Genomic DNA, 13,713 nt, shown 5'->3' on the forward strand with positions numbered 1-13,713 from the left:
GTCGAAAAATTATCTTTAAAAATCATGGGCTTGTAAATGTCACCAAAATGGAACGATTTTTGCTTTTATGGTGCATTAATTTACTTAACTGCACACTGATTGGGAGATTTTTTTGCATGGATGCACTTAAAAACGGCACGGATGCATTATTCATCATGCTAGGCGCCATTATGGTTTTAGCCATGCATGCCGGTTTTGCTTTCCTTGAGCTTGGGACGGTACGCAAGAAAAACCAAGTCAACGCCTTGGTCAAAATATTAGTCGATTTTGCGGTTTCGACAATTGCCTATTTTTTCGTTGGTTATAGCGTCGCTTATGGTGTCAGCTTTTTCGGTAGTGCCGAGGTGCTGACTCAGCGCAATGGCTTCGAGCTGGTTAAATTCTTTTTTCTGCTGACATTTGCTGCGGCGATTCCGGCCATTATTTCTGGCGGAATTGCGGAACGTGCGCGTTTTCATCCGCAACTGTTGGCGACGGCATTGATAGTCGGTTTGGTCTACCCCTTATTTGAAGGCATCGCTTGGAATCAGCACTTTGGTATTCAAGCTTGGTTGCTGGCAACGTTTGGTGCGCCTTTTCATGATTTTGCAGGTTCGATTGTTGTGCATGCAGTCGGTGGCTGGATTGCTTTGCCGGCGGTTCTCTTGCTGGGCGCGCGGCGTGGGCGTTATACGAAAGAGGGCACGATTGCAGCGCATCCGCCTTCAAGCATTCCATTCCTCGCACTCGGTGCCTGGATACTTACCGTTGGTTGGTTCGGTTTCAATGTAATGAGCGCGCAGACCATGGAAAACATGAATGGTCTGGTAGCCGTCAATTCATTGATGGCAATGGTCGGCGGCACATTGGCTGCATTTATCGCTGGTAAAAATGATCCGGGCTATGTGCATAACGGACCGCTAGCCGGCTTGGTGGCGGTATGTGCCGGTTCTAATTTGATGCATCCGATGGGCGCATTGGTGACGGGCGCGATTGCAGGCTTCATCTTTGTTTGGATGTTTGGCTTGACGCAAAACAAATGGAAAATCGATGACGTGCTGGGTGTGTGGCCTTTGCACGGTTTGTGTGGCGCGTGGGGCGGCTTGGCTGCAGGAATTTTTGGTTTGAAAGCACTGGGCGGTTTGGGCGGCGTGTCATTCATGTCGCAATTGTTTGGCACTGCGTTGGGAATTGCGATTGCGTTGATTGGCGGTACCTTGATTTATGGAACCTTGAAGTTGACGATGGGCATACGCCTGGATGCAGAGCAGGAATTCAATGGCGCTGATTTGTCTATACACAATGTCAGTGCAACGCCAGAGCGCGAAACGTATTGGTAAGAGCGGCAGGATGAAGATAAAAGCGACGCATGCGATTGCGTCGCGATGATAATGTCTAGTCGACCTTGGCTGGTTCAAGATAAGAAGCGGCTTTCGTAATATCCAATGTGTGAAAGCCGTATTTGCCGCCGGCTTTTTTTGTCGCATGATCTGCGAGAAAAAATTTCAATGTATGGCTGACGGTTTGAAATGCGATCTCGTCCCACGGGATTTCATCCGCAGAAAACATTTTCACTTCGAGACTTTCAACACCGGGCTCGTAGTTCAAATCTAGCAAAGTTGCACGATAGAACATGTGAACTTGATGTACATGCGGCACATTCAGTAATGAAAAAAGCTCGTGCAATTGAATGTTTGCGCCGGCTTCTTCAATGGTTTCACGTATCGCGGCTTCGCTTGTGGTTTCATTGTTTTCCATGAATCCAGCCGGCAATGTCCAATAGCCGTAACGTGGCTCGATGGCACGCTTGCATAGAAGAATGCGCATGTCGCCATCTTCATCCCATACCGGAATCGAACCCAGCACCATTTTCGGATTTTGATAATGGATGGCACCGCAATTGCTGCACACATAGCGCGGACGATTGTCGCCATCAGGGATGGATAATGAAACAGGATGAGCGCACTCGGAACAAAATTTCATAAAAAATAAAATCGTTTAAAACCTGCGGTGTCGGGATTGTGGCGAGTCAAATTACAAGCGATGAAGTGTAGCACCGAGTAAAGAATCTGCAATTAAGATTGCTTTGCGCTCAGATACTCTATATACTTCATATCTTCAGACGCGGGGTGGAGCAGTCTGGCAGCTCGTCGGGCTCATAACCCGAAGGTCGTAGGTTCAAATCCTGCCCCCGCAACCAAAGTCTTACAAGTCTTATATAATCCCGCCCATCAGTACATCTCCTCTAAACGGGCGTCGGACAGCAATATCAACTGGTTCTCTAGCCGGACAGCATCGTAAGATCCTGTCGTTGAATATAATTTTGCACATTGCAACTAAACAGTCGTAAAAATCGTAAATGAATATTGCTGAGGCGAAGAAGATCCTCGAAACGGCGCTACTCTGCGCTCACGAGCCACTGTCTATCAACGACATGAAGAAGCTTTATGTCGAGAACGAATCAGACACTCAAATCGATACGGATACCATCAAGCAAATGCTTGAAGAGTTGCGTGAAGATTGGATTGATAAAGGGATTGAGGTCGTAAGCTTGTCGACCGGCTGGCGATTCCAAAGTCGTCCGGAGATGAAAATATATCTGGAGCGACTGAACCCGGAAAAGCCGCCAAAATATTCGCGCGCCACCCTGGAAACGCTCGCCATCATTACTTACCGTCAACCGGTAACTCGCGGCGATATCGAAGAAATTCGTGGCGTCACAGTCAATTCGCAAACTATCAAGATGCTGGAAGATCGTGGCTGGATCGAAGCGATCGGACATCGGGACGTTCCCGGACGTCCCGCATTATTTGCGACAACCAAACATTTTCTGGATGACCTTGGTTTAACTTCTCTCGATCAATTGCCGCCATTGCAGCAAGTAGAGAAGGGCGATATGCAAGGCGATGTATTGCTTGAAATGCAAACGCTGGAAGCAGAAATACAAGCGCACCTGGATCAGACTGCCATCGATTTTGCTGACGCCGATACTGCTGCGGAAGCTACTGAATCTCAAGCGGAACCTCAAGAAGAATCTCAATTTGTCGCCGTTGAAGTTGATGACATTGAGATCGCCCACGTCGACGCGACTGAAGATCCAGATAGCGACAACACTACAGAAACGAATACAAGCGCACTCCCAGTTTCGGAATTCGAAACACCCCTCGCTGACGCGACGCCCGACTTGACGGTTGTTGACGTCACAAGTCAAGACAACCAAGAAGTGAATGATGAATCGCCCAACAAAAAATAATACGTCTGATACACCGATCAATGAGGCATCGCCTGCAGAGCATGCTGATCGTGGTGAGACTGAACAAAATGCAATAGCTGGGGATGCAAAGCCGGCGAAACGCGGTTTGCGTGGTCCTCGTACTTTGCGTCGCGCGCGTAATGCTCCTCGCACTGATGCCGGTGCTACTCCTGAGAGTAATGAGTCGCGAGCTGTTAAGGCAGATGCGGTTGGCGGTGAAGCGCCTTCGGCATCGCAACACGATGGACGTGCGCCAGTTTCAGATGAAGCACGTAGAGAGCGTCCTCCGCGTCGTGATGATCGTCAGCCCGGCGCTAGAGCGCCACAAAAATCACGCGGCAAATCGAATAATCCAGGACCGAATCGTGGCGCTAAGCCACATTCCAAAGCCGGCGATGCAGATGAAGTATTTTCTTTCGTCACATCTGAAGGATTTGATACGTTTGCCGTTGCAGACGATGCTGCTGGTGGCAAACGTCGCCACGAGCAAAAAAATGTACGCCGCGATTTAACCGCCGACGATGACGCGCCGAAATTGCACAAGGTTTTGGCAGAAGCTGGTCTCGGCTCGCGTCGCGATATGGAAGAGTTGATTATCGCCGGTCGCGTTTCTGTGAACGGTGAGCCAGCGCATATCGGACAACGTATTTTGCCAACTGATCAGGTGCGTATTAACGGCAAGTTGATTCAGCGCAAGGTAAGTAATAAGCCGCCGCGCGTACTCGTGTATCACAAACCGGCAGGTGAAATTGTCAGTACCAACGACCCTGAAGGTCGTCCATCGGTATTCGAGCGTCTGCCGACGATGAAAGCTGCCAAATGGATAGCCGTCGGTCGCCTCGATTTCAATACCGAAGGTTTGTTATTGTTCACTACATCCGGTGATCTGGCTAATCGATTGATGCATCCGCGTTACGGCATCGACCGCGAATATGCAGTGCGTACTTTGGGCGAGCTCGAAGAAGGCATGCGCCAGAAGCTGTTAGCTGGTGTCGAACTGGAAGACGGCCTTGCGCAATTCTCCAAGATTGCCGATGGCGGTGGTGAAGGTATTAATAAATGGTATCGCGTCATCATCGGCGAAGGTCGGAATCGTGAAGTGCGCCGCATGTTTGAGGCGATTGGCTTGACCGTATCGCGCCTGATTCGTACACGCTATGGTGCGCTTACTTTGCCAAAAAACCTCAAGCGCGGACGCTGGGAAGAAATGGAAGAGCACGCAGTGCGCGACTTGCTGGCACTGAGCGGGCTGGAGAAAAAATCTGTCGATGGCGGGCCTAAAGGAGGTCGCAGCGGCACAGGCGATCGCCAAAACGGCAATCGTGCACCACGCATTGATAACGGTATGGGTCAACAGCCACGCAGCCCAAGCCAATGGGGCGCAGGCCAAGGCCAGGGGCGTTCGCAAGGACAAAATCCTGGCAAACCGGGCGGACGTCAAGGTCAGCAACGTAGTCGTCAGCCAGATCCTTTGCAAACCTCGCTGGGTTTTCCTGGCATGGGTCAGCCGCGCCGCAGTAATGGCCCGAATCGCGGCCAGAACAGCAATGGTCCCGCGCGCGGTAATGGGCCGCAGGGTGACCAGGGCGGACCACGTCGTCGTTCCAAAATTTAATTTTTGTTCTGAGCGCAAGTTGCTAGTTTTGCGCTTGAAGTGCTCTGATTGTTGATTGCCTGAATTGATGCCGTAAGGATTCCCACATTGCGGTGCACAAGGTAATCGACTATAATTCGGCAGTTAACAAAGGGCGCCAGCCAAAAACTTATGTTTTTGGCATCGACTTTGGTGGCTAGAATGACAAGAAGGATGGGCAGATGCCCATTTTTTTTTTGTTAAACAGTTTGCGTTGTTGTATTCAATTTCGGTGGCGGGTTTGCCGTGATTGGACGTTATTCGGAGAATTCCTTTGCTGTTGTCGGCGTTGATTGAAAAAACCGTGGTTGGCATGGGCTATGAACTGGTCAATTTTGAACAGGCAGCTCGTGGTTTGGTACGTGTGTATATAGACTTTACGCCGGAAGACGCGGATAAAGGTTCGATCACCGTTGAAGATTGTGAAAAAGTGACGCACCAGTTGTTGCATGTATTGACGGTTGAAAACGCCAATTATGAACGTCTGGAAGTGTCGTCGCCAGGTTTGGATAGGCCGTTGAAAAAGCTGTCGGATTATGTGCGTTTTACAGGAGCGGAAGCGCTTGTGAAATTGCGCTTGCCGATGCCGAATGCGGCTAATCGTAAATCGTTCCAGGGTATTTTGCTGGAACCGGTAGGTGAAAATCTGGCGCTGGAATTTGAAGGAAACGAGGGGCCGGCGAAGCTTGAATTTACGCTCGCTGATGTAGACAAGGCACATTTGGTGCCGCAAGTGAATTTTAGGAGTCGCAAAGCATGAGTCGCGAAATTTTACAGTTGGTTGATGCGCTCGCGCGCGAAAAAAACGTCGAAGCAGACATCGTGTTTGGAGCGTTGGAACACGCGCTCGCACAAGCCACCAAAAAACGCTATGAAGGCGATGTTGATATCCGCGTATCGATTGATCGCGAAACAGGTGCTTTCGAGTCCTTCCGTCGCTGGCACGTGGTGCCTGACGATGCAGGCTTGCAATTGCCCGATCAGGAAATTTTGCACTTTGAAGCCAAGGAACAAATTGGCGATATCGAAGTAGATGACCATATCGAAGAGCCGATTGAATCGGTTGAGTTCGGTCGTCGTTTTGCACAAGATACCAAACAAGTTGTTTTGCAACGTATTCGCGATGCAGAACGTGAACAGATTCTTGCTGACTTCCTGGAACGTGGCGACTCGCTGGTAACCGGCACCATCAAACGCATGGAACGCGGCGACGCGATTGTCGAGTCTGGCCGCATCGAAGCGCGTCTGCCACGTGACCAAACAATTCCAAAAGAAAACCTGCGTATCGGCGATCGCGTCCGTGCCTACATTTTGCGCATAGATCGCAATGCACGTGGCCCGCAAGTGATTCTGTCGCGTACCGCGCCAGAATTCATCATGAAATTGTTTGAACTCGAAGTGCCTGAGATCGAACAAGGCTTGCTGGAAATCAAATCAGCCGCACGCGATGCAGGTGTACGTGCCAAGATTGCTGTCTTCACAGCAGATAAACGCATCGATCCTATCGGTACTTGCGTTGGTATGCGCGGTTCGCGCGTGCAAGCGGTTACCGGTGAACTCGGCGGTGAGCGTGTTGATATCGTGTTGTGGTCGGAAGATCCAGCGCAATTCGTCATCGGCGCACTGGCACCGGCCAACGTTTCCTCCATCGTTGTCGATGAAGAAAAACATGCAATGGACGTTGTTGTCGACGAAGAAAATCTCGCGATTGCAATCGGTCGTGGTGGTCAGAACGTACGTTTGGCTTCCGAATTGACCGGCTGGCAAATCAACATCATGACAGCAGAAGAATCTGCGGATAAATCTCAGCTGGAAACCGCTGCCATCCGTATTCTGTTCATGGAAAAACTCGACGTGGATCAGGAAGTCGCTGACATTCTGGTCGATGAAGGTTTTGCCTCGCTGGAAGAAATCGCCTACGTGCCTATCAGCGAAATGCTGGATATTGAATCCTTCGATGAAGATACCGTCAACGAATTGCGCAACCGCGCACGTGATGCACTGGTAACGGAAGCGATCGCATCCGAAGAAGGCATGGAAGGTATGGACGACGCACTGGCGAATCTGGAAGGTATGGATCGCGTAGTGGCTGGCAAGCTTGGCCTTGCTGGTGTCAAAACGCTGGCAGGTTTTGCTGCCTTGGCCTATGACGAATTTGGCGCAATCCTGGCCTTGTCCGCAGACCGCGCGCGTCAATTGATTGAAACTGAATTTGCAGATGTGACAGACGAAGAGATGAAGCTCATCGATGCCAAATACGATGATCACGCCAAGGCGCTGCAAGCCAAGGTGTGGAGCCTCGCGGAAGCGAAATAATCCACGAAGGTTGTTTACATCTAACGTGTCATATAGAAAAGAGGACTGAATGGCGAGTAACAACGTAGCCCAATTTGCCACCGAGCTCAAGATGCCAGCAGATGTACTGCTCACGCAACTGCGGGATGCTGGCGTCGAAAAAAGTTCCACGTCCGACGAGTTATCCAAGGCTGACAAGGACAAGCTCCTTGATCACCTGCGCCGAGCGCATGGTGTTGCGCCTGACGCAGAGAAAAAGAAAATCACGCTGACGCGCAAGGAAACGACCGAGATCAAGCAAGCGGATGCCACCGGCAAGTCGCGCACGATTCAAGTCGAAGTTCGCAAGAAACGCACCTTTGTAAAACGCGATGAACCGACAGCTGAAGAAGCGCCGGTAGTTGCTGCTGCATCCGTCATCGACGAGGCTGAAGTGGAACGCCGCGCGGAAGAGTCGCGACGTCATGCAGAATTGATGGCGCGCCAGGAAGCAGATTTACGCGAGAAGCAGGAGCGTCTTGCCAAGCTGGAAGCTGAAAAAGAAGCACAAGCCAAAGCATTGAAAAAAGCCGAAGTCGACGCGCAAAAAGCGGAAGCTGAAAAGCCGGCTGAAGTCAAAGTCGATGAGTCTGCAGGCGAAGAGAAAAAACGTGTTGCCGCTGAAGAAAGCAAGAAAAAAGCTGCAGCAGTAGCCAAGGAAGCAGCCAAGGAAGCAACTGAAAAAGCGGCAGCAACGGAAGTTGCCCGTAAAGTCGTTGCTGACGAAGTCGCACAGATCAAGGCCATGATGAACGCGCCACGTCGCGCGATCAAGGCTCCCGAGCCGGTTGCGCCAGTCGCAAAACCTGCTGCTGAAGGTACCTTGCACAAACCGGCTGATAAAAAGCCTGGCGAGAAAAAAGACGAGAAAAAACCTGCTGTCACCGCAGACAAAAAGTCGATCAAATCGGCCAATGTTTCATCGACCTGGCAGGATGATGCGAAAAAACGCGGTGCCGGCATCAAGACCCGTGGCAACACCGGTGGTGGTCGTGATGGTTGGCGTGCAGGCCCTAAAGGCCGTCGTCAATCGCACCATGATGATCGCGAAAGCAATTTCCAGGCACCGACTGAAGCTGTTGTAAAAGATGTGCATGTGCCGGAGACGATCACCGTTGCCGAACTCGCGCACAAAATGTCTGTCAAGGCATCCGAAGTCATCAAGCATTTGATGAAGCTCGGCCAAATGTGCACGATCAACCAGGTACTCGATCAAGAAACAGCAATGATTCTGGTTGAAGAAATGGGTCACACCGCACACGCAGCGAAACTGGACGATCCGGAAGCGCTGCTGGAAATCGGCGAAGAACACGCTGACGTCGAATCGCTGCCACGCGCACCGGTTGTCACCGTCATGGGTCACGTCGATCACGGTAAAACATCCTTGCTGGATTACATCCGTCGCGCCAAGGTTGCATCTGGTGAGGCGGGCGGTATTACACAACACATCGGCGCTTATCACGTTGAAACGCCACGCGGCATGATCACCTTCCTCGATACACCAGGCCATGAAGCATTTACGGCTATGCGTGCACGCGGTGCGAAAGCGACCGATATTGTGATTCTGGTGGTGGCGGCCGACGATGGCGTGATGCCGCAAACCAAAGAGGCGATTGCTCATGCGAAAGCTGCTGGCGTACCTCTGGTTGTAGCGATCAACAAGATCGACAAGCCGGGTGCGAACATGGATCGCGTCAAGCAAGAACTGATTGCTGAACAAGTCGTGCCGGAAGAATACGGTGGCGATTCGCCATTCGTTCCTGTCTCGGCTAAAACCGGCGAAGGCATTGATGCCTTGCTGGAACAAGTATTGTTACAAGCTGAAGTGCTGGAGCTGAAAGCGCCTGTCATTTCACCTGCGCGTGGTTTGGTGGTAGAAGCCAAGCTCGATAAAGGTCGCGGCCCGGTTGCCACGATTCTGGTGCAGTCCGGTACTCTCAAGCGCGGCGATGTCGTGCTGGCAGGTTCGGCTTACGGTCGTGTTCGTGCGATGCTGGACGAAAACGGCAAGAGCATTACTGAAGCCGGCCCATCGATCCCAGTTGAGATTCAAGGTCTGACCGAAGTACCGAATGCCGGCGAAGAAGTCATGGTCATGGCTGACGAACGCAAGGCGCGCGAAATCGGCTTGTTCCGTCAAGGTAAATTCCGCGACGTGAAACTGGCTAAACAGCAAGCAGCGAAACTGGAAAACATGTTCGAGAACATGGGCGAGGGCGAAGTCAAAAACCTTCCTATGATCATCAAGACCGACGTGCAGGGTTCGCAAGAAGCACTGGTTGGTTCATTGCAAAAACTCTCGACCAGCGAAGTGCGTGTGCAAGTTGTGCATGCAGCGGTGGGCGGCATTTCCGAGTCCGACGTCAACCTCGCGGTTGCCTCGAAAGCGGTCATCATCGGCTTCAACACCCGTGCCGATGCTTCGGCTCGCAAGCTGGCAGAAGCCAACGGCGTTGATATTCGCTACTACAACATCATTTACGATGCGGTAGACGAAATCAAGGCAGCGATGTCCGGCATGTTGTCGCCAGAAAAACGCGAACAAGCTTTGGGTCTGGTCGAGATTCGCCAGGTTATTCTGGTCAGCAAAGTCGGTGCGATTGCCGGTTGCTACGTGCTCGAAGGCGTGGTCAAACGCGGTGCATCGGTACGCTTGTTGCGTGAGAACGTCGTGATCTGGACCGGTGAACTCGATTCGCTGAAGCGCTTCAAGGATGATGCAAAAGAAGTTAAATCCGGCTTTGAATGCGGCTTGACCTTGAAAAACTTCAACGACATCAAAGAAGGCGATCAACTCGAAGTCTTTGAAGTTCAGGAAATCGCGCGTACGCTTTAATAGCCTTACTCAGGGTGGCTCAGCGGCTGCCCTTGTTTTATCATGATCGCATCGGCCGGCTTCCCTGCTTGCCGATGCGAACTTACTTTTGCTTCCCCAGTTGTATCGAAGAAATTTATGGCCAAACACAGTAAATCCATCCCAGGACGCGGCTTGCGCGTTGCAGATCAGATCCAGCGCGATCTGTCTGAAATTGTCGCGTTTGAATTGAAAGATCCACGCGTCGGGATGATCACGATTACCGAAGTGCAGGTCACGCCTGACTATGCGCACGCCAAAGTATTTTTCACGATGCTGAGTGACAATAAAGACGAGATCAAGAACACGGTATCGGGCTTGAGCGCGGCTTCCGGTTATATCCGCGGCCAGCTCGGTCACCGCCTGTCGATCCATACCTTGCCGCAACTGCATTTCGTGCATGACACATCGACTGCGCGCGGCATTGAAATGTCCAAGCTGATCGATGAAGCCAATGCAACACGCGCCAAGGATGCGGAAGACTAAGCCTCCGCTTTCAGCTTGTCGCGAGTGCTGTTCTTGCTACAGGCGCTTCGTTTCATTTCTTTCTTGCCAGATCAGACGGATAGTTTAGTTTGACAGGCCAAATTGCAATTCCCGGCATCCATCATGGCAACAACTCCCATCAAAAAAAAACGCGTGCCGGTTCATGGCGTTTTGCTGCTCGATAAGTCAGTTGGCGTATCGAGCAATGATGCCTTGATCAAAGCCAAATGGTTGTTGAATGCTCTCAAGGCCGGCCATACCGGTACGCTTGATCCGTTTGCAACCGGCTTGCTGCCGCTGTGCTTTGGTGAAGCGACCAAGTTTGCGCAGGATTTGCTCGATGCAGACAAGACTTATGAAACCGTCGTGCATCTCGGTATCACCACCAATACCGGCGATACAGAAGGCGATGTCATCGATACGCGCGAGGTCAATGTCAGTCAGGCGCAAATCGATGCTGTGCTGGCGCAATTTCGCGGCGATATTCAACAAGTGCCGCCCATGTATTCCGCGCTCAAACGCGATGGCAAACCTTTGTATGAATATGCGCGTGCCGGCATCACCCTGGAGCGCGAAGCGCGTCCTGTGACCATTCATTTGCTGGAGTTCGTCGATTTTCAGGCGCCGTACCTGACCTTGCGCGTGCGTTGCAGCAAGGGTACATACATACGCGTGCTGGGTGAAGATATAGGTGCCGCATTAGGATGCGGCGCACATTTGAATGCCTTGCGCAGGATTCAAGTGGGCGATCTGTTGATAGCCCAGGCGATCAGCATCGAAGAACTTGCCGCCAAAGATGCTGATGAGCGCATCGCAGCCTTGGCACCAGTCGATGCATTGTTGACTTCGTTCCCCGCGCTGCATTTGTCTGAAGAATTGGCCAAGCGGTTTTTGCATGGCCAAAGATTGGCTTTGGGAAAAGAAAATATTGTGTTGCCTGAAGGTCAGGGCAGGATGCGTATCTATCGTGAAAGCGATGGCCAATTGCTAGGTACTGGACTGATGCAGGAATACAGTATTCTGGCACCTGAGCGCCTGATTTCTACCGTGGCAACAGTTGCCTGATAAAACGTTTTCTTTTTGTAAATGACTGCCTTGGTTTAAGCAAGCCTTAGCTTGTTTCACCTCAGTCCCTTGTCTCCCCCGTTGTTCTCAAAACGCGTACAAGTCCTTGACAGAGCAAGGTTTATCGGGCTTTGGCGAGGTTGGCTATGCTATACTATCCGGCTATTCAAATTCTGCACCACCCCCAACCGCTAAACACACCATGTCAAACTCAAAACGCGCTATTCGTAACATTGCCATCATCGCTCACGTTGATCACGGCAAAACCACGCTTGTTGACCAATTATTGCGTCAATCAGGCACTTTCCGTGACAACCAGCAGGTCGATGCCCGCGTGATGGACTCGAACGACATCGAAAAAGAACGTGGCATCACGATCTTGTCGAAAAACTGCGCGGTTGAGTACAAAGGTACACACATCAACATCGTTGATACCCCAGGCCATGCCGACTTCGGTGGTGAAGTGGAACGCGTTCTGTCGATGGTTGATAGCGTGTTGTTGCTGGTCGATGCACAAGAAGGCCCAATGCCACAAACGCGTTTCGTAACGCGTAAAGCTTTGGCGCTGGGTTTGAAGCCTATCGTTGTCGTCAACAAGATCGATCGTGAAAACGCCGATCCACAAAAAGCCGTGAACGCGACTTTCGAATTGTTCGACAAGCTTGGCGCAACCGACGAACAACTGGATTTCCCTATCGTTTACGCATCGGGCTTTAAAGGCTACGCAGGTCTGGAAGATACTGTGCGCGAAGGCAATATGGAGCCTTTGTTCGACGCGATTCTGGAACACGTTCCTGCGCGTGAAGATGATCCTGATGCACCACTGCAATTGCAAATTACTTCGCTGGAATATTCTTCCTACGTCGGCAAGATCGGTGTTGGTCGTATTCTGGCTGGTCGCGTAAAAGCGTTGCAAGATGTGGTCTGGATGAATGGTCCTGAAGACAAGCCAACCAAGGCACGTATCAATCAAGTCCTGACATTCAAAGGCCTGGATCGTGTTCTGGTTGATGAAGCGCTGGCTGGCGACATCGTACTGATCAACGGTATCGAAGAAATCAGCATCGGTTCCACCATCTGTGCAGTTGATGCGCCTAACGGCCTGCCTATGTTGAAAGTCGACGAACCGACATTGACCATGAACTTCATGGTTAACAGCTCGCCACTGGCTGGCCGCGAAGGCAAGTTCGTGACCACGCGCCAAATCCGTGATCGTCTCGAAAAAGAATTGAAAGCGAACATGGCTTTGCGCGTTGTGCAATCTGAAGACGACGATTCGACCTACGAAGTGTCGGGTCGCGGCGAATTGCATCTGACTATTCTGATCGAAAACATGCGTCGCGAAGGTTTCGAGATGGCTGTGTCGCGTCCTCGCGTTGTATTCAAAATGGTGGATGGCGTACGCCACGAGCCGTATGAAAACCTGACCGTTGACGTTGAAGAAGCCAACCAGGGCGGCGTCATGGAAGAACTCGGTCGTCGCCGTGGCGACCTGCAAAACATGGAACCGGACGGCAAAGGTCGTGTTCGTCTGGAATACCGCATTCCTGCACGCGGCTTGATCGGCTTCCAGGGCGAATTCATGACGCTGACACGCGGTACCGGCTTGATGAGCCATGTGTTCGACGAATACGCACCAGTGGATAACACCAAGGGTGAACTCGGTGGCCGTCGTAACGGCGTGCTGATTTCGCAAGATGACGGCGCAGCTGTTGCTTACGCAATCTGGAAACTGCAAGATCGCGGCCGTATGTTCGTCAGCCACAACGATCCAGTGTATGAAGGCATGATCATCGGTATTCACTCACGTGACAACGATCTGGTCGTGAATCCGATCAAAGGTAAACAACTGACCAACGTTCGTTCGTCGGGTACCGATGAAGCGGTGCGCCTCGTACCACCTATCGAAATGTCGCTGGAATACGCTGTTGAATTCATCGACGACGACGAACTGGTTGAAGTGACACCGAAGAGCATTCGTTTGCGCAAGCGTTACTTGAAAGAACACGAGCGTAAAAAAGCTGGCCGCGAATCTTAATTGACAAGCAGGTGACAGGTGACGGTTCAATATAATTTGAGCCGTCCAAGTCAAAAAGCCCGCTGATTCTT

The 13,713-nt window shown here is 51.4% G+C and carries 10 protein-coding genes and 1 tRNA gene; 10 read left to right on the forward strand and 1 reads right to left on the reverse strand.

The genetic code is table 11. The features are described 5' to 3' along the window. Positions 1 to 116: 116 nt before the first annotated feature. A complete protein-coding gene (locus tag Hfont_RS05420) occupies positions 117 to 1,319 on the forward strand; it encodes an ammonium transporter (RefSeq protein WP_112991271.1) in 1,203 nt (400 codons plus the stop codon). A gap of 55 nt (positions 1,320 to 1,374) precedes the next feature. On the opposite strand, the gene Hfont_RS05425 is transcribed toward Hfont_RS05420, so the two are convergent. Further along, positions 1,375 to 1,962 carry an NUDIX hydrolase gene (locus Hfont_RS05425; RefSeq protein ID WP_112991273.1) on the reverse strand — a complete coding sequence of 196 codons (588 nt, stop codon included), beginning with the start codon at positions 1,960 to 1,962 and terminating at the stop codon, positions 1,375 to 1,377. A gap of 140 nt (positions 1,963 to 2,102) precedes the next feature. Between Hfont_RS05425 and Hfont_RS05430 the strand changes: the two genes are divergently transcribed. The 9 genes from Hfont_RS05430 to typA all read left to right on the forward strand — a co-directional run bounded on the left by Hfont_RS05430 (position 2,103) and on the right by typA (position 13,642). Beyond that, positions 2,103 to 2,179: transfer RNA gene (locus tag Hfont_RS05430), tRNA-Met, on the forward strand. A 159-nt stretch (positions 2,180 to 2,338) separates the two neighbouring features. Further along, on the forward strand, positions 2,339 to 3,232 hold the full coding sequence (gene scpB / locus Hfont_RS05435; RefSeq protein ID WP_112991274.1) for an SMC-Scp complex subunit ScpB: 894 nt from the start codon (positions 2,339 to 2,341) through the stop codon (positions 3,230 to 3,232). Further along, positions 3,210 to 4,847, forward strand: coding sequence for a 23S rRNA pseudouridine(2605) synthase RluB (gene rluB / locus Hfont_RS05440; RefSeq protein ID WP_112991276.1), 1,638 nt, complete (start codon positions 3,210 to 3,212; stop codon positions 4,845 to 4,847). Before scpB ends, rluB begins: the two co-directional genes overlap by 23 nt. 292 nt (positions 4,848 to 5,139) lie before the next feature. After that, the gene (rimP, locus tag Hfont_RS05445; RefSeq protein WP_112991278.1) at positions 5,140 to 5,625 is read left to right on the forward strand and encodes a ribosome maturation factor RimP; all 486 of its coding nucleotides are present in this window, start codon (positions 5,140 to 5,142) and stop codon (positions 5,623 to 5,625) included. Then, entirely contained in the window at positions 5,622 to 7,181 is a 1,560-nt protein-coding gene (nusA, locus tag Hfont_RS05450; protein WP_112991280.1) for a transcription termination factor NusA, read from the forward strand. The genes rimP and nusA overlap by 4 nt, the downstream gene beginning before the upstream one ends. 49 nt (positions 7,182 to 7,230) lie before the next feature. Beyond that, positions 7,231 to 10,035 carry a translation initiation factor IF-2 gene (gene infB / locus Hfont_RS05455; RefSeq protein WP_112991281.1) on the forward strand — a complete coding sequence of 935 codons (2,805 nt, stop codon included), beginning with the start codon at positions 7,231 to 7,233 and terminating at the stop codon, positions 10,033 to 10,035. A gap of 117 nt (positions 10,036 to 10,152) precedes the next feature. After that, positions 10,153 to 10,539 (forward strand): 30S ribosome-binding factor RbfA, encoded by a 387-nt coding sequence (gene rbfA / locus Hfont_RS05460; RefSeq protein WP_112991283.1) that lies wholly within the window; start codon positions 10,153 to 10,155, stop codon positions 10,537 to 10,539. A 123-nt stretch (positions 10,540 to 10,662) separates the two neighbouring features. Further along, the gene (gene truB / locus Hfont_RS05465; protein ID WP_112991285.1) at positions 10,663 to 11,604 is read left to right on the forward strand and encodes a tRNA pseudouridine(55) synthase TruB; all 942 of its coding nucleotides are present in this window, start codon (positions 10,663 to 10,665) and stop codon (positions 11,602 to 11,604) included. 202 nt (positions 11,605 to 11,806) lie between these two features. Continuing rightward, entirely contained in the window at positions 11,807 to 13,642 is a 1,836-nt protein-coding gene (typA, locus tag Hfont_RS05470; RefSeq protein ID WP_112991286.1) for a translational GTPase TypA, read from the forward strand. Positions 13,643 to 13,713: the final 71 nt, after the last annotated feature.

The organism is Herminiimonas fonticola (assembly GCF_003293745.1).
Taxonomy (GTDB): Bacteria; Pseudomonadota; Gammaproteobacteria; order Burkholderiales; family Burkholderiaceae_D; genus Oxalicibacterium; species Oxalicibacterium fonticola.